The sequence below is a fragment of the Tenacibaculum halocynthiae genome, assembly GCF_964512825.1.
GTDB classification, from domain to species: Bacteria; Bacteroidota; Bacteroidia; order Flavobacteriales; family Flavobacteriaceae; genus Polaribacter; species Polaribacter halocynthiae.
This window is the reverse complement of the sequence record NZ_CAZELG010000045.1, coordinates 22,571-43,791: the sequence shown is the minus strand read 5'-3', so window position 1 is coordinate 43,791 and position 21,221 is coordinate 22,571. Positions and strand designations below refer to the sequence as shown.

Sequence of the window (21,221 nt, the reverse complement as noted above, 5' to 3'; positions counted from 1 at the left end):
ATGCTTTTAAATAAATAAGTGCAATACTTTATAGAATATCTGTAACAAAAAAATTATTTATTATTCCAGTCTAAAAAAGTATTTAAGAAGTTATCTTTTTTTCGAGAAGAAACAGGTATTTTTTTTCCATTCTTTAAATGAATAACACCTGATTTGTCATACTTATCTATAAACTGTAAATTAACCATGAATGATTGATGAGGGCGAGTAAAACTGGCTTTAGAAAGGCGTTCTTCAAATTCTTTCAAAGTTTTTGAAACTACGTGTTTTTTACCATTATTACAATAAAATGTGGTATATCCTTTATCAGATTCACAATATAACAACTCGTTTAAATCTATTACTTGAAAACTATCATGAAGAGATAATACTAATTTAGAGTCTTCATTATTCCAAACGTCTTTTACAGTTTTTATTTGTTGTTTTTGTATTGCTAAAGGTAAACTAGTAACTTTTTGTATTGCTATTTGTAGTTCTTCAATATCAACAGGTTTTAATAAATAATCTACTGCTCCAATTTTTAAAGCTTGTAATGCATATTCTTCATAAGCAGTAATAAAAATCACTTTAAAACATAAATTTTCTGTTTGCTCTAAAAAATCAAACCCCGTACCATCAATAAGGTTGATATCTAAAAAAATAAGGGATGGTTTGCATGCATTTGCTACAACAACAGCTTCTTTTACTGATTCACATTCTCCTATAACTTCAATATCCGTTTCAATTAATTGTAATAAATTACGTAAAGCTTTTCTAATATATGCTTTATCTTCTACTAGTAATGCTTTCATTAAACGTCTTCTTTTATATAAGGAATTGATAAAGTAACTATAGTGCCATGGGCATTGTATTTTTGTCTATCTTCAATAACTACGGAGCCTTTCATTTTAAAATCTTTTGCTAAAATTTTTAATCTTTCAGAGGTTATAGTGGTAGACAATGATTTTTTATTTTTCTCTTTCTTTTCATTTTCGGCAAGAATACCAATACCATTATCTATAATAGTACAAATTAATTCTTTATTTGTATAATCTAGATGAACCTTTAAATTTCTATCTTCTTTTTGATTTACAAATGCATGTTCTATAGCATTTTCAACAAATGGCTGAATAAGCATAGGTGGAATTTTAAATAATGAAGTATCTATAACATCTGCTACTGAAATTGTATATTCATATGAATCATTCTCTAAGTTTTGAAGTGCTAAATAGTTTTCTATTGCAATGAGTTCTTGAGAAAGTAAAACTATTTTATCTCTTGAATTTTCCAACGTAATACGAAGTAATTTTGAAAATTTTGACAAATAAAATACCGATGTTTTTTCTTCTTTATTTAATATCATTCCCTGTAATACTGAAAGTGAATTAAAAATGAAGTGCGGTGTCATTTGTGAACGAAGTAATTTCTGTTCTATAACAATATTTTGAGTTTTAGATTTCTCATTTCTTAACTTTAAAAAGAAAATTATACTTCCTAAAACTAACGTCGTTATTAAAAAAGCGATAACTCCCAATAATAAATTACGCTGTGTTCTTTCTAAACTTCGAGACTTTGTATTTATTGTTTTTGTTAACCTTAACTCTCTTTTTTCAGCTGATGCTAATTCATTTTTATACTTATATTCATACTCTAACTGAGTTATTTTCTCTATATTTTTTTTATTGAAAAGACTATCATTTGCTATTTTAAATTTTTGAGAGCTTATAAATGCTTTTTCATGGTTCCCTAATTTATAGTTTATATTAGCGAGAAATTTATATGCATCTCGTTGATGCTTTAAAAGTTTATACTTATTTGCTAGCTCTACAGCTTTTTCTGCCTTAACCAAGGCTAAATTATATTTGTTTAGGTTAAAATACGCATTTACAATTCCTAAATAAGAACCTATCAAATCGTATTTCTTTTGGCTAATTTTAGTTATTTCATTTGCTTCTTGAAAATATATTAAAGCCTTAGAATTTTCTTTAATTTCGATATAAGCATAACCAAGATTTATAAGACTAATTGCTAGATCTTGATTATTTTTAATTTTTCTACTAATATTAACGGACTCCTTAAAGTATACAATTGCTTTAGTAAATTCTTTCTTATTAATATATATACTTCCAATATTGTTTTTAATTGCTATTATATTTCTAGTATTATAATTAGCTTGATGAATAGTTAAGGCCTTATTATAAAAACTCAATGCTTTGTCATAAAGTTCTTGTTTTCTATATAAGTTTCCAATATTACTAAACGATTGAAAAATACCTATAGAATCTTTAGCTTTTTCAGCTACATCTAATGATTTATTATGATACCTTAAAGACAAAGGATAATTCCCCTGTTCAATATACACTATAGCCATCGCATTCCAACAACTAAGTATTCCATATTCATTATTATTTTTAGTAAAAATAGTTAAAGCCTTCTTAAAGTTAACTAAGGCTTTTTCATACTCTCCATTATCCGAATAAATATCCCCTATATTATAAAGATAATTAGGTATATTTCTTTTTACACTTAGCTTTTCATCTATTGCTAATGCTTCTTTATAATACTTTAAAGCAAGTGTGGAGTTCCCTTTATAATTGTATAAAACGCCCAAAGCATTTTTACAGCCTGCTATACTTTTTATATCGTTTATTGAATTATAAAGTTTTGTTGCTTTTTCATAATTTTCAATAGCTACTTTAAAATCAGCCTGTTCCATATAAATAATCCCTTTCATATAAAAGCTTCTTGCTTTTCCTTTTACAGATTGTATTTCATCTGCTAATTCTCCAGCTTGTTCAGCATAAGTTATTGCTTGAGGTGGATTATTTCTATAATGGTAATAGGCTAAATGGTTAAGTATTTTTACACGAACAGTGTCATGCTTTATATATGTTTTTAACTCTTTTTTTAAACTATCTATCTTTTTATTTTGAGCTTGCATGCTTCCTACAAAAAACAAAACGCTTAACAGACAAAGAATATATTTATTTATAGGGCTCATAAAGTTCTTTTATTTTAAAATAATAAGAAGTGCTAAATCTACAATTTTTTATATTATGACAACATCTATACTAATTAATTAAATTATTCTTTCAAAATACAACTTTCCATTACTCCTTTCTTAATGGTTACTCCCAATAAACTAATGGTTATCCCTAATAAATAGACAAGGGTAATTACTTATTTCTTTTCATATACTTTTTATATAAGTTTACTATATGTTATTAAGATTTGTAGGGAATTCTTAATAAGAATAAGTCAGCTAGTTTTTAAATAAACTAGCTTTCTTTTTGTAAATCAATATCTTCAAATGCTTTAATATTTTATCCCATTTCCAAATAACCAATATTAGAAATACGTATATACCATTAAACAATGCAAGTGTAATAATAAATGGAGTCCAAGTTTCAAAAGTTATTATATCTGGAATAAATAAAATACTTTTACTCGAGTTAGTATTAGAAATTAAATGTCTAGTTGCCCAATTATTCCCTAAATGAAGTCCGATTGGAAAAAACATCGATTTTGATCTTAATAAGGCAGTCGCAAACAATAAATGTCCAACTGGAATTGTAATAATAAGCATAACTATCATTCCTTTATTTTGTAATACATCTTCATCAACAACATGTATGAGCATAAATAAGATTGAAAAAATAATATTAGTAACAACTACATTAGATACTTCTATTGTTTTCTTAAACAAATAGCCTCTAAATAAAAGTTCTTCAGTTGCTACTTGTGGTAATATAAAATAGAATGCAAACAATATTACTTCAAAATTAATTGATGTTGAAACCTCAAATACTTCACCAACATATAATCCTCTTAAATATTTTGCTCCTAAGAAAACCAATATCCCTATTAAAATCCCTAGAAATAAGAATCCTATATTTTTAATATTAAAATTAAGTCCAATCTCTTTTAGAGACTTCCCTTCTATTTTATATAAAACCCAAGTCGCTAAAACTAATAACAAAGGTGCCCCATACGGTATACACTGTTTTATTAAACCTTTATTAATTAATGTACTTACAAATAATGCAGCAATAAAAAATATAATCGCTACAACAAATTTAGCTCCTGTTGGATACTTTTTAAACAATAGTTTCATTGCTTATTATTGATTGTTTTGTTTTGAATAAATTTAAATCATAACTCAATGATAATTTCACAGTAAACAAAGTTATAACTGTAGGGAATAAACCTTTGAAAAGGTTAAAACCTAACCAACTCCAATCAGTTAATTGTGTTTTACTTATTGCTTTAAAGATCAATTCTCCATAAGGTTGTGACTCAAAGAAAAATGTATTCATTAGGTTTATACCTAAATGAAACCCTAAACCTAACATAATAGATCTTGTTTTATGAAATGTGTATGCCCAAACATAGCCCGTAAATTCAGTTATCAGAATAACGTATAGTATTGTGATAATTCTTGCTTCTGTTAAACCATAAGAGAATACATGGTAAATACCGAAGCACAAAGCAGAAATTAAAAGTCCCCAATTAACACTTAACTTATTAATTAAGATGTAAAGTATTGCTCCTCTAAATACCAAATCTTCTGTTAATGCTGACCTCAAATGGTAAACAAATGAATTAAGAATTGAGTGGTAGTTAATACTATATTGTAATTTCCAATCTATATCCAAAACAATAGTTTCTATATAGATATTCAATAAAGTAATGATCATAATAAATACCATACCAATTACAAACTGAATGGTTCGCTTACCACTAGGCACAATACCTATCGATTCAATGTTCTTATTCAGAATAAGATGTAGAAGTCCCCAAGAGACTACTATTATTACTAATAATCCTAACATATTATACAATTAAAAAATTAAAACTCTATGTCAGTTTTGGCTTTAAAAACGGAATTGAAAGAGGGTAATAGCAAGTCGCAGAATCTAATGCAGACATTGTATTTTTTAAACTAAATATTATACCAAAGAGAAATACTGCACCAGTACCAAAAAAGTTTACCCCAGGAAAAGGGAAAAATAGTAGCAGCGATATTATTATTAGCAAATTTATTGTGCAGTGAAAATTAATAACAGCTCTACCATGTTCATCATATATTTTATTATCTTCTGCCTTACTTATCCAAGTAAACAATGGAAACAAAATATTTCCAAATGGAAAAATTAAGCCTAAAAAAGGTGATGCGTGTAACAACAGCATCCATTTACGCTTTATTGTTTCTTCTTTTGGATTATCAAGAACTAATAAATCATCAACCTCAACACTTAATCCACTAGCTAATAATTTTATAGTTTGTAAATGTGGTTGAACATCACCTTTCTCTATACGTTGTATTGTTCTTATACCAACTGTTGTTTTGTCCGAAAGTTCTCCTTGTGTAAACCCTTTTAACTTTCGTTGATATATTAAATTTTCGCTAATTGATTTTGTTTTCATTTTCTATGTTTTGCTTTGGGCAAATCTAGCGTGTTTCTATGGTAATTAGCACGTCATTTAAATGTCACCTATATGTCATCTTCAGTAAATATAGGGGTTTCAAAATCAAATAACATTTTTTCTTTAAACTCTTAAAAAGAATTTGATAAAATATCTATTGTAAAAAACACCACATTTTCCAATCAATAAAATTAAGATTTATAAAATAGTCAATGCTAAATTGATGTATGCTTTCTTTTTTTATCGCTTATTTTCATTTCACTTATAGTCAATCTACCATTCATCTTCACATAACACCACCTCATCCAATACTTAAATAAAACACTTATACCTTAAAGTATATTTACTGTATAGTTTAAAATTTGATTATTCATTTTTAGTAAATAGTTTAATTAGTTAAAAAAAGAAGTATTCCGTGGGGGACTGCTTCTTTTTTTATTTTAATATTTTTATTACTCACGTTTTAGAAACTTCATTATGAATTTGCCTTTTCACTACGACCTACGAAAGTAACCAAACTAAAAATCTACTTATACTTATTATGATTAATTGAAAAATACTTGGTTCACTTCCTTTATCATGAATAACTATTGTTTGGACTTCATACTTACCATTAATTCATAAATAAATTTCACTAAATAATACACTATGAAAGAAGTTAAAGTCTCTTAATCAATTAATAAAACAAATAACTATAGTACCTTATTTCTTTATACTAATTTAATTAATTTTTATTCTATTTAAAAACTATGCTTATTCTTGCTTTACACGTAAAAAACTACCATTCACCGTTACATAATTTCACTTTGTCCAATACTTCAATAAACTACTTAAATACTAAAGTATATTTACTGTATAGTTTAAAATTTGATTTTTCATTTTTAGTAAATAGTTTGGTTAGTTAAAAAAAGAGGTATTCCGCGGGGGGCTACTTCTTTTTTTTGCTGAAAAAATAAAAATATCTAATAATGAATTACGCTTTTTAATTAATCTTCCCCGAATATGAATTTATTTAGTTCAATTTTTAAAAGAGAGAATTTAACATTAAGGTTTGACATAATTTTGATAAACATTTTAAAATATATTAATATGTTAAGAAGGTTATCTAAACTAGGAACAACATTAACTAACCCTGAATTAAAATTAATTCAAGGTAGTAGGAAATTGACAAATGATATGAATTTTGGCCCAGGGGGTGCTTGTTCAAAAAGTAATTTATGTCCTACAGGACAGTGGTGCATTTGTGATAATGATGATTGTACTTCTGGATCTTGTCAATACACGTAGATCTTATATAATCGCCTAAAGTTAATTTAGGCGATTTTTCTCCTAGTTTAACCAAGTAACTTATATTTCTTTTATTTTATCATTTTATTTCTTCCTTTCCTGTTATTTGCCAATAATAAACCATTCATCGATACTTAATACCTTCTCATCAAATACCTATACAAAGTATTTATACCTTAAAGTATATTTACAGTATAGTTTTAAAATTTGATTTTTCATTTTTAGTAAATAGTTTGGTTAGTAAGAGAAAGAGGTATTCCGCGGGGGGCTACTTCTTTTTTTTAGTATAATTATATAACTCAATCAACTGAAAATATTTAATTTATCTCAAATACTACTACTACTTCCATACTACATTTTCAATAACTTAAAATTTATCTTTTATATTTAAGTAATAATATTAGGACCCGTGGGGACGGGCTTGAGGTTAGGTTGGTCTATTTTTCTTTTATAGGAATAGACCAACTATTTTTTTATTTTTCACTTCTTCTTTTAAATTCATATATACATAATATACCTTTCATCTACACAAATCTTCTTTTCATCAAATACTTAAGTTGTTAACTTCAATCTTAAATTATATTTACTGTATAGTTTAAAATTTGATTTTTCATTTTTAGTAAATAGTTTGGTTAGTAAAAAAAAGAGGTATTCCACGGGGGGCTACTTCTTTTTTTTTGCATTATATCTATATGCTTACAACATAAGTAATACATAAATGTTGTATCACTCCACTTCTTTCATTATTTTTTAAATTTAAGAGTAGGGTTAATATTTTTTAACTTGTTATATAAACTTTCCCTCCCTTTTTTAATAATGCTCCTTCGGGAGCTTTTTTTATGCTTTTAAATTTATCGTTAAAAAATTTCTCAATCACTTTAAAAATATTACAAGGTCGTTTGTTTTTATTTTTTATCTCTTTGTTACTAGTAAATTATAACTCCTTTTTTTATCATAAAAAAACATCTCTTACAAGGTATTTTTATAATTTTATATTTACTAAATAAACATCAGATATAAAAGTCTACTAATTTGGAATAGAAATACATACATATTATTTTTGACTGGTTTTAGATCTAACCTTTTTTCAAAACATTTTTTTTCTCCTTCTAAAGTTCCTCTATAATATTTATTGTTTTTTATAAATAAAATTTCTCCATATTTTCCTTTTTTTATACTTGAATCTACACCAAAAATTTTATTATCATATAAACTTACCACTTCTTTATTAGAACAATGACCTACTATAATATGATCTGAATTTATTGATTCTAATATATTAGTAATCTGTTTGTCTTTTAAATTATCATTAAAATACCCACGATACCATATTAAACTTTTCTTACCATAGTATACTTTATAAAAATCAGTACTTTTCATCTCTTTTTTACTCCTATCAATTGATTTCCTCATTAAACTATTTATCTCTTCAAGATTAAAATCATTTTGAGATATAAAATCTTTTGAAATACCTCCATGAACAAATACATTGTTATTAATTTTAACTATAGTAGACTTTGACCTTAGCCATCTTCCAATAACTGTTCTATTATTGTACAATTCATTATACTTTAAACCAAGCAAATCAGATGTTTTTTGATATTTTTTATTAATATATCTCAAATCTTTATGAAGAACCATATATTCATGATTTCCTAATAAAAAATGTACTTTACCTCCTCTTTTATCTGCTTGTTGCTCTAGTTTATAAATTAAAAGAAGCATTTCATTTACCTTATTTCCCCTATCAAAAATATCGCCTACAATTACCAAATGACCTTTACCAAACTTCCAATTTAATTTTTTATCTATTATTTTATTTGCTTTTAATAACTTAATAGCTAGTTCATACTTTCCATGAATATCACTTAATGCAGCAATTTTTCTAATATTTTTAAATTCTGATTTATTTGGTAAGAATATTGTGTCATAAGAATTCTTCTTTAACACTTTTGTAAAAACCTGATTCTCTATTATTTTTTTTTCTATTAACTGTTTTTTTTTAATAAAAATATAAGGGCCATCATTTAATTTAAGTTTTTCATTTTTATAACTGCCTTCAGAAGTTATCGCTTTTTGACCATAAACTTTTGATAAACTAACAAGAAGGATTACAATGTACACATAGGTTTTAAGCATAGATCTCAATATTATTAACAAATGATTACAGCAAATATACTTTCTTTTAATTTTCCTCTTATCAATACAAATATCTATATCGTTAAATACTTTATTATTGGCTTCAATCTTATTCTAAAGTCACTTATTTCATAGCCCACAAATAAGTAAGGTAAAACCTTACTTATTTTACGGTTTAATCTTCTTTTTTAAATAATCTAATTTATAAGTTAGAGAAACTTTAAAATCTTATATCATGTTAAGCAATATTTCAACATTAGGATCAGTATTATCAAAACAACAACAAACATTAATTTCTGGTGGAGGTACTACATGCCCTTGGGCATGTGAGGAAGATGGTAGATGTTCACCATGTCCATTTTAATTAAATTATCTAAAAAAAAAGCGAACAGTAGTTCGCTTTTTTAATATTTTTATTTGTAATAATTTCACAATACTCATTATTTTCTTCTTATTTTAAAATTATTTTCTATCTTTAAAAAATAATGTTTAAGACCCGTGGGGACGGGCTTAAGGTATAGGGTGGTCTATTATATTTTTAATAGATCACCTGCTTTTTTATATGCTCATACATTTATGAGCATATCTAGATCACTACTTAACCCACTGATTTTCAGTGTGCTTTTTAACACTTCTTTTTACTGGTTTTCACGTAGTTATTTACTGGTTTCTACTTATATAATATTGATGGATTCCACCTATTTGTTTTGTTCTTTATTTTTATGAAATTAGTAAAGTAACTAATGACTATTCTATTTCTGCGTATTAACTATATTAAATTTATTAAAACCCGTCCCCCACACACAAAAAGTTAATACGCAGTTTTTTTAACTTCTCTTTTATACTTTTCATAAATACTATCATTAATTTTTCACTTTTTTATAGAACATTAATAAAACAATACTCCGTTCATCTATACAGAATTGCTTTTAATCAAAAATTAATAATACTTGCTTCAATCTTAAACTATATTTATTAGATAGTTTTAAAAATTTATTTAGCCCTTCCCCACAAAAAGACCTTAATATTATTCTTAACCGAATAAACATTAAGGTTTTTTAAATTTTATAGGTACTTCAGAAAAAGTTTTTCTATTTCTTTAATATATAACTTTTACCGTCTACGTCTTCTAACTATTGGAGGACTATATATATTATACTCTAAATGAAGTTCCTTTGATAAACCATTTGCCATTTTTTCAGCTAAATCTTTTTTCCTAGTTATCATTAATAAAAACTTACTTGAATGATTTTCATTCAATAAAACTATTTTATAAATTTCTGAACTTACAGCCAAATCTGGATTTCCTGCAGATACGAAAGCAAATTTCTGAGCTCCAGAACTTGATAAAACACTTATATCTGTAATATTAGTTAATTCAATATTTTTCATCAAAAATGGAAATCCAAATATAAATTGAGAATACTTTAGTTTACGTTCCTTTATTACAACTCCTTGTTTACTAAAAAAAAGTGCAAAAATATATACAGAAATTGGTAAAAAGGCTATAGCTATATAATCACTCCTTTTTGTATTCATTTCTTCGCTAGGAATTAAACCTAATAAATAAAGTACCCCTATTCCGAATGTAAAAATGAAGAAAAGAAAAAGCATTAATTTTTGATGACTAGTAAATTTTGAGTTAATTATTATTTTTTTCATTTATTTTTTTATCAAATATATCAAACAAAAACTTATCACAATTACATCTATTGACTAACATGTTTTTAAAGAACAAAGAAGTACTATTTCTTTTATCATATTTATTTTCTAACTATACAACATATTTTTTATGTTTCAAAAAAACAACATGAAACACTAAAAAACAACCACTTAACACCATACAAATGTTATTGACCGAATTAATCAAGTACTCTTTACATTTATACAAGATATTTACAGTAGTTAATTAAAAATAATCAATCATGGCTTTACAAATAACAGAAAAAAAAGGAATTTTTTATTTAAAAGGTAAAATCAATTGTTCAACTGTTAGATCTTTCATTATTCATTTTGAACATTATATTTTACAAAATAGATGTACGACTATAAACATTGATAAAATCAAAGAAATTGACTCTGATGGATTAAAAGCTATAAAAACATTAACGGCAATAGCACTTAGACAACAAAAAATATTTTCTGCTACCGGATACAATACAAAAGATATATATGATGATTTTGAAAATTGGGAAGTAGCATAACAGTCTTCTATCTACTCTTTTCACTTAGTTAATTAATGGTTATCCCTTAAATCAATATCAGTATTATCCCTTATTTATAATACCATTTTTTATCCATTAATTTACAAAGTCTTAGGAGACGTCCTTTTAGACTTTCTTTTTCATAGCAATTTTCCCACTCAACTTTGAGTGGGTTCTTTTTTATAACACATACAGCTTGTTTCCTATTAGTAGTTTCCTTTTCAATAAACTCCATTACTAAATATTTACTTACTTTTTATTATACTATAATTTAATTTAAATCTTACTTTCAAAATGAACTCTTGTTCATTTTTAGAAAACTTAAAAAAGATTGGCTAACTACTTTTATTTTTTACTCAACTACTTACCTAAATACAGCCAATACACTATATATCAAAAAACTACACTTACACTCGTTTCATCAAATATTCAAATTATTTAATTCTACCTTAACTTAATAAAAACATACTGTTCAACGATACAAATGTCCAGTTAATCGAATACTCAAATTGCTTTCTAAAAATCTTAATTATGTTTGCTGGCAGGTTTAAAAACTTGATTTAAACCAAAATTTACATTAACCAATTTAAGTACTTAAAGGTTAGAACAGTTGACTGAATTAAGGGGCGGTTGACTGTTTTTTTTCAATCCCTTGTACCTTAATTAATAATACTTAGTTGTATTTAATGAGAGTTTTTTCTTTATAAATTACGTTTATACAATTTCTAATATTGTGCTGCTTCATTTTTTAAATTGGTAATCCTATTATTATTTATTTCTCGTTACTTTTTTTTATTTTACTTATAGATAACCTACCATTCATCTATACAAAATTTCCTTTCATCAAATACTCAAATTATTTACTTCAATCTTAAACTATATTTACTGTATAGTTTAAAATTTGATTTTTCATTTTTAGTAAATAGTTGGTTAGTTAGAAGAAAAGAGGTATTCCACGGGGGGCTACTTCTTTTCTTTTTTAATACTGTTTTACTCTTTGTTTTGTTTTTAATTTATAAAAAACAGTTATGAACAACTTAAAACTGAATTTATAGAGACAAGAAGAGTTTCTACTTTTATTAAATATCTTTCATTTTATTAGTATTTCTTTTTTTGCAGTTCCCTTATACAAAATTGCTCCTAACTTTAAATACTGCCAATACTATTACATATATGGATATTTTATCCCTATAGCTCAAGGTAGTTTTTGTTTTATCTACTGTTTATTTATTCGTTTATACATTTATCATTTGCATTTATGAAGTTTCATTACTTTCCTCTTTATTTTTCATTTCATTTGAAAAATTTAAACTTTTATATTATGTTAAAAAATATTAAAAATTTAGGCTCTGAACTAAACAAAACTGATCAAAAATCTATTAATGGAGGTAAAGACACAAATCCCTTCACTCCTTGTTATTGTAATGGTGCTTTAATTGGTTTAGGTCTTAGTCCAAGAGACTGCTATTGGAAATGTATGTTCACATATTAAATTTAGATAAAGAAAGGAACTGTAATGGTTTCTTTCTTTTGTTATAATAACTACAATTATTTTATTACTTATTTACTTAAATCTTGAACATAAAAAAGCACCTTAAAAAAAGTGCTTTGTGGTAAGTTTATTTATCGAGTTGTAATGGATTTATTTATTTTTTTTAATTCTAGCTAATTTATTTTTTTTCAACTCTTTTGAAATACCATTCTTTAATTCTAAATAGTTACCATAAGTAATTGATGTTAATTTATATTCAAAATCTTTCCCGTACAAATTTAATTCTTTCCATTTCAAATTTACATCACCTCCTCCTTCTTTTTCTATCTCTTTCATTGCTTTTAAAGAAGTTAAGGATATTTCTTTCTTTGTACTTCCAAATATTGATTTAATTTTAAAGTGCGATTTGGTAATCTCTAACATGTCAACCTTAAAAATACAATAAAGACTATATATTCCAGCTATTAAAAAGATCAATGAAAAACATAAACTCAAAAAACTCTTTTCATAAATCCCTACATATATAAAGTTTCCTGCAATAATAATAATAGCTCCAATTCCTCCAATAATTAAGATTAAAACTGAAAAGACATTTATTTCAGAACGTATTGTAATTTTATTAATCATTAAAAATATATTTTCAAATAAGAATATCTGTTTATGAATATAAGCTATTACATATTTTTTATTCAAAAATATTATTTAAAATTTTCTTACCACAATTATGTCAATGAACTTCTTTCGTTTTTTAGGTATCGGAGAACCTACACTTATTTTATAATCTTTTTATTAAAATTTTGGATATAAAAAAACACCTTATATAGGTGCTCGGTGATAAATAACGTTTTTAAGCTATCCACTTAAATTATTTCGTTAAATTTCTTTGTTCTATATTGCTTTTTTTGAAAGTTTTCATAATTATTAATCATTTGATATTTTTTAAGAGATTTAAAAAAATCAAACTCTAAAGAATAATAATTCAATGTTAATGATACCTCATTTTCTATTCTTAAATAATTATTCTTTTCATCTACAATTAAATTACTTTTATTACAAAACGTATTACTATTTTTTAAATACTTTTTTTTAACCCTTTCTTCTATTTTAGGTCTATTAACTGTGGTTGGGAATAAATACTTAAAAAAAACTAATTTTTTTTTAAAAAAATGTAGTTCAACTATAATTTTATGTGAATCCAATTTTGTCTTATAAAATATAATATCACATAGCTTCTTGTTTACCTTTAACCTATATGGTACATCAATATTTTTTTTAGCGTCATATAAATCCACACCAAAAAATATTTTGGAAGAATGATTAATTATTTCAGAGGTTTTAACAGATTTAATTTCCCCTTTAAACTCTTCATATAAACTATAGTAATTCTCTATTTTTTTATATTTATTGATACATCGATTAAAATAACTATTATAATATTGTCTTTTATTAATTAATTGGTTAATTTTTTTTTGGACTTTAAGCATAAATTTAAATTATTTACAAACTATAAGTCCCCCCTAATCAGATAAATATAGTGTTTTTTTTCATTCACTACAAATCTATGTATGAACTTGTTAATCATGAAACTAATCTTTATTAAAAAAAACAACTTCACACGAAAATATCTAAGGCTCGTGATAACGGACTTAGGTTTACTTGATTTATTCTCTTTTATTTTAAATTTGATTAATCGATTACTACCCACTTATCAGAAAACAATTCAATATTATTTTCTTTCCAAGGAACATTTCCAAAACGACTTTCAACGTATAAATACGGTGCTATCATTTTACTATGTTCATTAGGATATTGAGCTTTAATTCTCACATCTTCACTATATTGTGATAACCTCATTGATTTACCTTCTTTAACTTTTTCAAATGCTTCTCCAAATACCATGTTTTGCGTTTTTGCGTTAATTTTTGCGTTTTGTTTGCGTAACTTAATACGCTACTATTTTATTTTTTTTAGTTTTAACTATTTTTAAAGAAAAATTTCTATGAAAGATTTCTGTTTAGTTATTATGTCTTTAATAATGTTATGACCTTCTTTTTATCCTAAGATATTCTACAAACAAGGCAAGGAAGAGTATAAACTATGGCCTAGAATTATTCTTTTTATTTCGAGTCTGTTAGTCATCATTTTTAATTTTTTATAGGTTTGAAAACCTACACTTTTACTTTATTTTGTTTTTATTATTTTTGGTTTATGAATGAAAAAGAATCTCACAACTCTAACTACTATTTAAGCCTTTCAATTGCTTGCCTGTTATTGATTATTTCTATTTCTATTAGAATTTATGACAATAATCAAATTGCTGTTTTTGATTTATTTATCCTTACTCCACTTATACTTTTAATTATATTCTCAATTAATTGATTTATAAAACTTAAAAAGAAATAACTACTGTTTGTTTATAATTCTTAGCTACAACTTGTACAATACAATCTTGCATCATCTATGATTGTTTTTATGTAAACATAGAAACTATTATTTCCACAATCACAAACCATTTTATTATTTTCATTTTTGTTATTCATAATTCTACTGTTTTATTGTTTACTTATATTTACCCCATTAAATTTATGTCAAAGAAAAAGTTGGGAGCATTGTTATTACTAATAGGATTACTAATGGTAGTCAGTTTTAAGTTATCAACGTATTTAGATTCAATTGTAAAACCAGTAATGTTTAAGGATAACGCGATTATTGTAACGCATAAAGTCAATAGCTCCAATACTACTAGAATACTAGGATTAACTATTGTTCTACCTTTATTTAGCTTTTTTCTTTCATTATTTTTAAGTTTTATTCCATATAAAAACTTTAAGTGGTCTGAGAAATATTTCGCTTTCGGTTTATGTACAACTTTCATTTTTTTGATTATATCTGTGGTATCCTTATCATTAAAAATCATATTATTTTAATTACAGGTTTTTGTAACACTTCATATTTTTCTTATACTAATTATATGAATTGTTATTCATTAAATTATACGCTATGCCAGGAGAAGGATTTATTGCCAGTGCTAACTCTAGTCTAAAAAATAATAGAAGACTAAGAGATAAACCAAAATTTAAAGATAATAGAAGGATTGTGAATAATAAATCAATTACTGATGAATTAGTTTTCCCTAGTCCTGGTAAGAAACAAATAGAAAAAATTAAAAAAGCTATTTTAAAGAAAGCAGATAAAGAAAGAAAAACAGAAATTATACTTTTCTTTATCTCCTTAATTCTTGTTATAGTATTTCTTTTATTCACTTTTTAACTACTGATTTATTAATATTATATATTTGCCTCCTATGAAATTACGTGATTATATTATGTTGGGGGGAGTTCTAATTAATTTATATCCTATTCTTTTATTTTTATCCAGAGAAAAAAAATAAAAAACACAATCAAATTAGAATACCCCTTCTACTCATTCTACTTATTTATTGGTTTTTTATCGTATTTCTGAAAATATAGAAACTACACTTACTTTAATATTTACTTTATGGTTTATCCTTACTTTCTGTAAGGTTTATTTTTAAGAAACTGACTACCATAATGTTATTTTTGATAAACTAAAAATTTTAAATCATGCTAAAGAACATTTCAAAATTAGGTACTGCCTTAAACAAAACGGAACTTAAATCTATTAATGGTTCAAGAGGTAAATACTGTACGAGAGAACAATCTAACAATGGCTGTATAGATGTGTTTTCACAGAGAGTATGTCTTTGTCCTTTCTAAATTATAGCGGGTTAGTCCCGCTTTTTTTTCACCATTTATTTACACTTATTTTAATTTACTTAAATCTTGCACATAAAAAAGAACCTCAATTTGAAGCTCTTGTGGTAAGTAATATTTTATAAAAATATAGATCTAAGTATTATATAGTTTGCTAAATTAGTAATCTACAAATTGGGATTCTATTCTAACTTAGAAATAACAAGTATTTAACAGATAACATTTTTAATTAATTATTTTATTAACAACTTCCGTTAATTTTTCATCACTTGCTCTATCACAATCATGCGATGAAATATAACCTTCATACTTCTCAAAGTATTTTACCTGTTTTGATAAAAAAGGCTTCCAAGTTTTCAAGTCTGAAGTACCATGCATTGGGAACAGTTTAACATGGGTATGATCAACTCCAAATCCTTCCATTATCAGTCCTGTTCTACTCACATCATCTAATTTCTCATCTAATAGTTTTCCCACTTGTTTTGCAGCGATTATTAATTTTGATAATTCTTCATCCTTTAAATCAAAACAATAACTACTTAAGTGTTTTTTCGTTGCTACAACTGTAAAACCTTCTGTATTTGGGAAAATTGAGAGAAATGCCAAATGCTCTTCATTTTCCCAAATTTTAAAAGCAGGTGCTTTTCCATTAATTATATCACAAAAAATGCAATTACTCATATTTTATTAAAATGTTATCTAACTATGGAATTTACTTACAAGTAAACAAATATCCATAAATGTATTTCTACAAATTTAATTGATTTAAAATCAATTAAAAATTTACTTACCACAATTATGTCAAAGAACTTTTCAGTTTTAAGAATCTGGAAACCTACAGATTTGTTAATATTGCGTAACCATTATTCCAAACATCAATTTGTTTATATCTCAAAAATTCTAGTTGATGGCATTTATCACGATCTTCTAAAACTATTTTTCCATGCTTCCTTGTAATATATTCATAATCTGAAAAACAAACGTTAGTAACTTTAATTCCTCTTTGCATTTCCGCAACTGCTTCCGATTTTAAAAGTGGGTATTGATCTTCCATAACTACTTTTTTAGTTTAATTCGTTTATACATTTATTCTTTGCGTTTATGAAATATCATACTTTACCGTGTGTTTTTTATTTTTTTTTGATAAACTTTAAATTTTAAAAATCATGTTAAAAAACATTTCAAATCTGGGATCTACCTTAAATAAATTAGCTCAAAAAAATATTTTAGGAGGAAAAAATATTTTAGGAGGAATAAAATTAGAATTCGATTGTATTTCTCATGCTCACTTTTGTAATAACGCACACACTTCAAATGCAGATTATGATGAATGCATGGCAGACTGTGGTTGTGAATAATTCATTTAAAAGCGAACTTCGGTTCGTTTTTTCTTTACTTGTATTCTTCTTACCACATATATATATGATATATTAATTATATTTGACTAAAAATTTTCAACTATGACTAATAACAAGAAAAGATATGACTATAAATTTTTCCTAGGTGTCTTCGTTGGCATTATAATATTTAAAATATGTAATATGTTTTTTTAAGAGTATTTTATTAATACTTAAACTACAGTTTTATAATTCGCCTTCTTTATAATCGTCTCGATCATTTAAAATTTCTAATAATCTTTTAGGAGTTAAATTATACTCGGCTAAAATTTCATCAATACCAAATTTCCCACTATCTGAAGTAAAATGTAAGTTTATTACTCCATTAGGGAACGTTTCTATGCATACTGCATATTTTACTTCTTTTGGTTCTTTGTATAACAATCCCATAACTACTGTTTTTGGTATATTTTATATTGCTACTTATTTTCTTTGCCTTTACATAATTACCTTTCATCGATACATATCTTCCTCTCATCAAATATTTTAATTATTTACTTCAAGCTTAAATTATATTTACTGTATGGTTTTAAAATTTGATTTTTAGTTTTTTAGTTAGTTTGAATAGTTTAGAGAGAAGAAGTACTTTAGAAGGGTTGCTTCTTCTCTTTTTTATATCATAAAAACCTTAAATCAATATATTGATATTTGTAACAGTTTCTATTATTTTGTTTTGTAGTCATCAGTAAAATACAAAATAACTATACTTGAAAAGCTAACTTTCAAAAAGCATCATTTTTTCTAGCATCTTCCTACGGAAAGAAAAAAAAACACTAATCTAATGGTTTTCAAGTACTCAACTAAGTAAAAACCATTAGTCTGTATTCAAGGATTCCCCGTATTGTCCAATTTATTCTTTTAATCTAAATTGCAATAAGTTTGAAATGAAAATTTCAAGTAGCTTAATATTTCAAGGGGAAAATTCCTACTCTCACAAGGGTAGGAATTTTTATTTAAATACATTAAAGAAGAAATTTAAATGATTTAAAGAAATTATTCATTGAATCATTTTCATCCTTGCTTGGAATTGTCATTACTTGAAGTGATATCTGTAAATTTTGTTTAATAAATGTTTTTTGTTTAATTACTATTAAACCTCCTTTAAAACTTTCCTTTACTTCTATTCCCTCATTACCAGCTATAAATACTTTCTTCTCACTTATTAATTTAGACTGTCTCCCTAATAAAGCTTTTTTAATAACGTTTGAATAGTATTCATCTAATTTAAATCCACTTGTTTTAGTAATATCCTTTGGATATTCCATAACAGAAATCATATATATTAAGTTGTCATCATTTTTAAGTTTTGGCTGATATAATTCTATATAAATATTTGATTTACCATATTCAGTTGAAGTTTCCATTTCACGCTTTTCAGCTTTCATAGGAAATTTGATTTTATAAATTTTTTGACTCTTTATTACTTCTTTCTGATTAATAACCTTAGGCTTAACTCCAATAAGTTCAAATGATTCAAGAAATTGATTTATCCCAACATTAAAGTTATTTTTTTCTTGTGTTCTTACACTTAAAATATACATTCTATTATCAACTAAATAAAACCTTGCTCTAAACATAATTTTATTATCAATGTCTTTCCATCTAAATTCTCTCCCAACATGGCCTAATATATCTAGATTAAAAGTGCCTAACAATTGTATACTTTCAGAATTAATATTTGTTGTTTGTGCTCCGTTAAACAAACCATAAATATTTTTTACACTTAAAGTATCAGTAAAACTTTTAGGATAATCTATGTAACTAACGTTATAAGATAAATTATCCCCATTCTTATATTCAGTATTAAATGATGTAATCGTTATTTTTCCATAATCAGTATCTCCTGTTTTTTTTGTTATTTCAGGGCTTTTAGGGAATAAAATTTTAAAATTACCTTTTTCATCATGAAATTTACTAGCTTTATCTTGAGCGTAAGTTGATGAAATAATTATAAAAAAATAGCTTATTAATATTGAATGTATTTTCATTTATTTAAGTTTTAACCTAATTGTATTTTATTTGTTTATTTAGTTAGTATTGTTATTAATTCTTTATTATAAACTTTATTGTAAGTTATTCCATTATGCCCTTGATTTTTTAAAGTAATAAGATGTATTCTATCCTTAAATTCTTCTTTTAACTTTAAGGAAGATTCATAACTGATAACAGTATCACTATCACCATGAAAAATTGTTATTGGCATTTTGCATTTTTTTAAATACTCATTAGTCATAAATTTATATTTTAAAATAAATGAAGGTATGTATGAAAAGTTTTGCTTCACTATATCTATTAAATTGTAGTAGGGAGCTTGTAAAATCAAATGTTGAGCATTATTATTCGATGCTAATTTAGAAGCAAGTCCTGTTCCTATTGAATAACCTAGAATTATTATATTTTCTTCACTGTATTCCTTTTTTAGTGTATTATATACTAATTGATTATCCTCAAATAATTGTTGCTGTTTGATTATTTTCCCTTCACTTTTTCCATACCCTCTATAATCAAGAATAAAAATATCATAATTTAAATCTGTATATACTTTAGCTATATTCCCCCAAGAATCTAATGCTCCTGCGTTACCGTGTAAATAAAAAACAAGTCCTTTAGCTTTAACAGACTTAAATAAAAGTCCATTTAAAAAATTACCATCTTTAGTATTAAAATAAAGTTCTTCAAAATTTTGGTCAAATTTAAACTCGTAATTGTTATTCAACTTTTCAGGAAAAAAGATCAATTTTTCTTGAAAAAAGTATAACCCAACACATGTAAAAAAATATAATACTGATATTAATTTTAAAAAGTTTATTAATTTTATTTTCCTTTTTTTAGTCATATATTTTTTATACAAAACAAATAAGAGTTTTAATAGAAATCATATGAGTAACTATTAGTCATCACTGCAAATCTAATGGAATTTCAATTAAAAAAAAGTTACTTAAAATAAGTAAAGTAAAAAAAACATAACAACCTCTATAAAAACCAATTATAGTTAATCATAAACTGTTTTTTTTTGATTATTATATTATTTTTTGTAACTTAGGAAGGTTACTTAATTTTTTTCCCCTTGTACGTTAAGTTAACTTTTTACCCTCTACTTTAAAGTAGAGGGTTTTTAGTACTTAGCTAAAACTTAAATTTTAACCACACACATCTACTATGTTTTTTGATACTTAAAGACATAAATTTAAGAGTAAAGATTAAAAAAAACGTCAAAAAAACACAAAAAGCATAAAAAAAATCATCTTTTATTAATACTATTACAATTGCGGCATAGTTATTGATTTAACATTGCTTTAACAATTTATTCATAAACTATGAAGGACTATCTACTATTAATTACGACAGATTTGAGGGGATGATTGTTATTGAAAAAGGAAATAAAAACCGGAGCTATGCTTCGGTTTTTTTATAATATTTAAATACTAAATAATTAGAGTTAGCTACCCTATAAAATAAGTAGAAAAACTAGAAAAAAAGCCATAAAAAACTCACTATGAGTTTGCAAAAAAAATTAGATTTAACACTTTTAACAAAGCTAAAACCGCTTAAAAAAGTTAAA

The 21,221-nt window shown here is 25.1% G+C and carries 23 protein-coding genes; 7 read left to right on the top strand and 16 right to left on the bottom strand.

Features of this window, described 5'->3' with window-relative positions:
• Positions 1–53: 53 nt before the first annotated feature.
• From ACKTTQ_RS18410 to ACKTTQ_RS18390, 5 genes are all read right to left on the bottom strand, one after another.
• Positions 54–791: a LytR/AlgR family response regulator transcription factor gene (locus ACKTTQ_RS18410; RefSeq protein WP_408050040.1), complete on the bottom strand. Its 738-nt coding sequence runs from the start codon at positions 789–791 to the stop codon at positions 54–56.
• Complete coding sequence (locus tag ACKTTQ_RS18405) at positions 791–2,980, bottom strand: tetratricopeptide repeat-containing sensor histidine kinase (RefSeq protein ID WP_408050039.1); 2,190 nt, start codon at positions 2,978–2,980, stop codon at positions 791–793. The genes ACKTTQ_RS18410 and ACKTTQ_RS18405 overlap by 1 nt, the downstream gene beginning before the upstream one ends.
• Before the next feature lie 261 nt (positions 2,981–3,241).
• Positions 3,242–4,093, bottom strand: coding sequence for a CPBP family intramembrane glutamic endopeptidase (locus ACKTTQ_RS18400; protein ID WP_408050038.1), 852 nt, complete (start codon positions 4,091–4,093; stop codon positions 3,242–3,244).
• Positions 4,077–4,811 (bottom strand): CPBP family intramembrane glutamic endopeptidase, encoded by a 735-nt coding sequence (locus ACKTTQ_RS18395; protein ID WP_408050037.1) that lies wholly within the window; start codon positions 4,809–4,811, stop codon positions 4,077–4,079. Before ACKTTQ_RS18395 ends, ACKTTQ_RS18400 begins: the two co-directional genes overlap by 17 nt.
• Before the next feature lie 25 nt (positions 4,812–4,836).
• Entirely contained in the window at positions 4,837–5,406 is a 570-nt protein-coding gene (locus ACKTTQ_RS18390) for a DUF4870 domain-containing protein (RefSeq protein ID WP_408050036.1), read from the bottom strand.
• Between the two features lie 1,089 nt (positions 5,407–6,495).
• Between ACKTTQ_RS18390 and ACKTTQ_RS18385 the strand changes: the two genes are divergently transcribed.
• A complete protein-coding gene (locus tag ACKTTQ_RS18385; RefSeq protein ID WP_408050035.1) occupies positions 6,496–6,693 on the top strand; it encodes a hypothetical protein in 198 nt (65 codons plus the stop codon).
• 999 nt (positions 6,694–7,692) lie between these two features.
• Here the strand turns inward: ACKTTQ_RS18385 and ACKTTQ_RS18380 are convergent.
• Positions 7,693–8,832, bottom strand: coding sequence for a metallophosphoesterase (locus tag ACKTTQ_RS18380; protein WP_408050034.1), 1,140 nt, complete (start codon positions 8,830–8,832; stop codon positions 7,693–7,695).
• Positions 8,833–9,067: 235 nt separating this feature from the next.
• Here ACKTTQ_RS18380 and ACKTTQ_RS18375 point away from each other — a divergent pair, with 235 nt between their 5' ends.
• Positions 9,068–9,196 (top strand): hypothetical protein, encoded by a 129-nt coding sequence (locus tag ACKTTQ_RS18375; RefSeq protein WP_255405269.1) that lies wholly within the window; start codon positions 9,068–9,070, stop codon positions 9,194–9,196.
• Between the two features lie 749 nt (positions 9,197–9,945).
• Here ACKTTQ_RS18375 and ACKTTQ_RS18370 read toward each other — a convergent pair.
• Positions 9,946–10,494, bottom strand: a complete 549-nt coding sequence (locus tag ACKTTQ_RS18370) for a hypothetical protein (RefSeq protein WP_408050033.1) — start codon at positions 10,492–10,494, stop codon at positions 9,946–9,948.
• Positions 10,495–10,757: 263 nt separating this feature from the next.
• Between ACKTTQ_RS18370 and ACKTTQ_RS18365 the strand changes: the two genes are divergently transcribed.
• Both ACKTTQ_RS18365 and ACKTTQ_RS18360 read left to right on the top strand, forming a co-directional pair.
• A complete protein-coding gene (locus tag ACKTTQ_RS18365) occupies positions 10,758–11,036 on the top strand; it encodes a hypothetical protein (protein ID WP_408050032.1) in 279 nt (92 codons plus the stop codon).
• 1,321 nt (positions 11,037–12,357) lie between these two features.
• Positions 12,358–12,528 (top strand): hypothetical protein, encoded by a 171-nt coding sequence (locus ACKTTQ_RS18360; RefSeq protein ID WP_158530806.1) that lies wholly within the window; start codon positions 12,358–12,360, stop codon positions 12,526–12,528.
• A gap of 150 nt (positions 12,529–12,678) precedes the next feature.
• Here ACKTTQ_RS18360 and ACKTTQ_RS18355 read toward each other — a convergent pair whose 3' ends face one another.
• The 4 genes from ACKTTQ_RS18355 to ACKTTQ_RS18340 form a co-directional block, all read right to left on the bottom strand.
• Complete coding sequence (locus ACKTTQ_RS18355; RefSeq protein WP_408050031.1) at positions 12,679–13,155, bottom strand: hypothetical protein; 477 nt, start codon at positions 13,153–13,155, stop codon at positions 12,679–12,681.
• A gap of 233 nt (positions 13,156–13,388) precedes the next feature.
• A complete protein-coding gene (locus ACKTTQ_RS18350; protein WP_113785431.1) occupies positions 13,389–14,012 on the bottom strand; it encodes a hypothetical protein in 624 nt (207 codons plus the stop codon).
• Between the two features lie 202 nt (positions 14,013–14,214).
• Positions 14,215–14,427, bottom strand: coding sequence for a Thoeris anti-defense Tad2 family protein (locus tag ACKTTQ_RS18345; RefSeq protein ID WP_408050030.1), 213 nt, complete (start codon positions 14,425–14,427; stop codon positions 14,215–14,217).
• A gap of 670 nt (positions 14,428–15,097) precedes the next feature.
• On the bottom strand, positions 15,098–15,403 hold the full coding sequence (locus ACKTTQ_RS18340) for a hypothetical protein (RefSeq protein WP_408050029.1): 306 nt from the start codon (positions 15,401–15,403) through the stop codon (positions 15,098–15,100).
• Positions 15,404–15,528: 125 nt separating this feature from the next.
• On the opposite strand from ACKTTQ_RS18340, the gene ACKTTQ_RS18335 reads away from it, so the two are divergent.
• On the top strand, positions 15,529–15,798 hold the full coding sequence (locus ACKTTQ_RS18335; protein ID WP_408050028.1) for a hypothetical protein: 270 nt from the start codon (positions 15,529–15,531) through the stop codon (positions 15,796–15,798).
• A gap of 314 nt (positions 15,799–16,112) precedes the next feature.
• Positions 16,113–16,265 (top strand): hypothetical protein, encoded by a 153-nt coding sequence (locus ACKTTQ_RS18330; RefSeq protein ID WP_299136365.1) that lies wholly within the window; start codon positions 16,113–16,115, stop codon positions 16,263–16,265.
• Positions 16,266–16,487: 222 nt separating this feature from the next.
• On the opposite strand, the gene ACKTTQ_RS18325 is transcribed toward ACKTTQ_RS18330, so the two are convergent.
• Together ACKTTQ_RS18325 and ACKTTQ_RS18320 are read right to left on the bottom strand one after the other, a co-directional pair.
• On the bottom strand, positions 16,488–16,943 hold the full coding sequence (locus ACKTTQ_RS18325) for an HIT family protein (RefSeq protein ID WP_408050027.1): 456 nt from the start codon (positions 16,941–16,943) through the stop codon (positions 16,488–16,490).
• 154 nt (positions 16,944–17,097) lie between these two features.
• On the bottom strand, positions 17,098–17,316 hold the full coding sequence (locus tag ACKTTQ_RS18320) for a hypothetical protein (RefSeq protein ID WP_113785428.1): 219 nt from the start codon (positions 17,314–17,316) through the stop codon (positions 17,098–17,100).
• 112 nt (positions 17,317–17,428) lie between these two features.
• On the opposite strand from ACKTTQ_RS18320, the gene ACKTTQ_RS18315 reads away from it, so the two are divergent.
• Entirely contained in the window at positions 17,429–17,620 is a 192-nt protein-coding gene (locus tag ACKTTQ_RS18315) for a hypothetical protein (protein ID WP_113785427.1), read from the top strand.
• A 225-nt stretch (positions 17,621–17,845) separates the two neighbouring features.
• Here ACKTTQ_RS18315 and ACKTTQ_RS18310 read toward each other — a convergent pair whose 3' ends face one another.
• The 3 genes from ACKTTQ_RS18310 to ACKTTQ_RS18300 form a co-directional block, all read right to left on the bottom strand.
• Positions 17,846–18,049, bottom strand: coding sequence for a hypothetical protein (locus ACKTTQ_RS18310; RefSeq protein WP_408050026.1), 204 nt, complete (start codon positions 18,047–18,049; stop codon positions 17,846–17,848).
• Between the two features lie 572 nt (positions 18,050–18,621).
• Positions 18,622–19,647 (bottom strand): hypothetical protein, encoded by a 1,026-nt coding sequence (locus tag ACKTTQ_RS18305; RefSeq protein WP_093871946.1) that lies wholly within the window; start codon positions 19,645–19,647, stop codon positions 18,622–18,624.
• Positions 19,648–19,682: 35 nt separating this feature from the next.
• A complete protein-coding gene (locus tag ACKTTQ_RS18300; protein ID WP_408050025.1) occupies positions 19,683–20,375 on the bottom strand; it encodes an alpha/beta hydrolase in 693 nt (230 codons plus the stop codon).
• Between the last annotated feature and the right edge of the window lie 846 nt (positions 20,376–21,221).

Coding starts and splice junctions, on each gene's coding strand:
- ACKTTQ_RS18410 (WP_408050040.1), bottom strand. CDS start 791: ATGAAAGCATTACTAGTAGAAGATAAAGCATATATTAGAAAAGCTTTA.
- ACKTTQ_RS18405 (WP_408050039.1), bottom strand. CDS start 2,980: ATGAGCCCTATAAATAAATATATTCTTTGTCTGTTAAGCGTTTTGTTT.
- ACKTTQ_RS18400 (WP_408050038.1), bottom strand. CDS start 4,093: ATGAAACTATTGTTTAAAAAGTATCCAACAGGAGCTAAATTTGTTGTA.
- ACKTTQ_RS18395 (WP_408050037.1), bottom strand. CDS start 4,811: ATGTTAGGATTATTAGTAATAATAGTAGTCTCTTGGGGACTTCTACAT.
- ACKTTQ_RS18390 (WP_408050036.1), bottom strand. CDS start 5,406: ATGAAAACAAAATCAATTAGCGAAAATTTAATATATCAACGAAAGTTA.
- ACKTTQ_RS18385 (WP_408050035.1), top strand. CDS start 6,496: ATGTTAAGAAGGTTATCTAAACTAGGAACAACATTAACTAACCCTGAA.
- ACKTTQ_RS18380 (WP_408050034.1), bottom strand. CDS start 8,832: ATGCTTAAAACCTATGTGTACATTGTAATCCTTCTTGTTAGTTTATCA.
- ACKTTQ_RS18375 (WP_255405269.1), top strand. CDS start 9,068: ATGTTAAGCAATATTTCAACATTAGGATCAGTATTATCAAAACAACAA.
- ACKTTQ_RS18370 (WP_408050033.1), bottom strand. CDS start 10,494: ATGAAAAAAATAATAATTAACTCAAAATTTACTAGTCATCAAAAATTA.
- ACKTTQ_RS18365 (WP_408050032.1), top strand. CDS start 10,758: ATGGCTTTACAAATAACAGAAAAAAAAGGAATTTTTTATTTAAAAGGT.
- ACKTTQ_RS18360 (WP_158530806.1), top strand. CDS start 12,358: ATGTTAAAAAATATTAAAAATTTAGGCTCTGAACTAAACAAAACTGAT.
- ACKTTQ_RS18355 (WP_408050031.1), bottom strand. CDS start 13,155: ATGATTAATAAAATTACAATACGTTCTGAAATAAATGTCTTTTCAGTT.
- ACKTTQ_RS18350 (WP_113785431.1), bottom strand. CDS start 14,012: ATGCTTAAAGTCCAAAAAAAAATTAACCAATTAATTAATAAAAGACAA.
- ACKTTQ_RS18345 (WP_408050030.1), bottom strand. CDS start 14,427: ATGGTATTTGGAGAAGCATTTGAAAAAGTTAAAGAAGGTAAATCAATG.
- ACKTTQ_RS18340 (WP_408050029.1), bottom strand. CDS start 15,403: ATGAAAGTTGTACATAAACCGAAAGCGAAATATTTCTCAGACCACTTA.
- ACKTTQ_RS18335 (WP_408050028.1), top strand. CDS start 15,529: ATGCCAGGAGAAGGATTTATTGCCAGTGCTAACTCTAGTCTAAAAAAT.
- ACKTTQ_RS18330 (WP_299136365.1), top strand. CDS start 16,113: ATGCTAAAGAACATTTCAAAATTAGGTACTGCCTTAAACAAAACGGAA.
- ACKTTQ_RS18325 (WP_408050027.1), bottom strand. CDS start 16,943: ATGAGTAATTGCATTTTTTGTGATATAATTAATGGAAAAGCACCTGCT.
- ACKTTQ_RS18320 (WP_113785428.1), bottom strand. CDS start 17,316: ATGGAAGATCAATACCCACTTTTAAAATCGGAAGCAGTTGCGGAAATG.
- ACKTTQ_RS18315 (WP_113785427.1), top strand. CDS start 17,429: ATGTTAAAAAACATTTCAAATCTGGGATCTACCTTAAATAAATTAGCT.
- ACKTTQ_RS18310 (WP_408050026.1), bottom strand. CDS start 18,049: ATGGGATTGTTATACAAAGAACCAAAAGAAGTAAAATATGCAGTATGC.
- ACKTTQ_RS18305 (WP_093871946.1), bottom strand. CDS start 19,647: ATGAAAATACATTCAATATTAATAAGCTATTTTTTTATAATTATTTCA.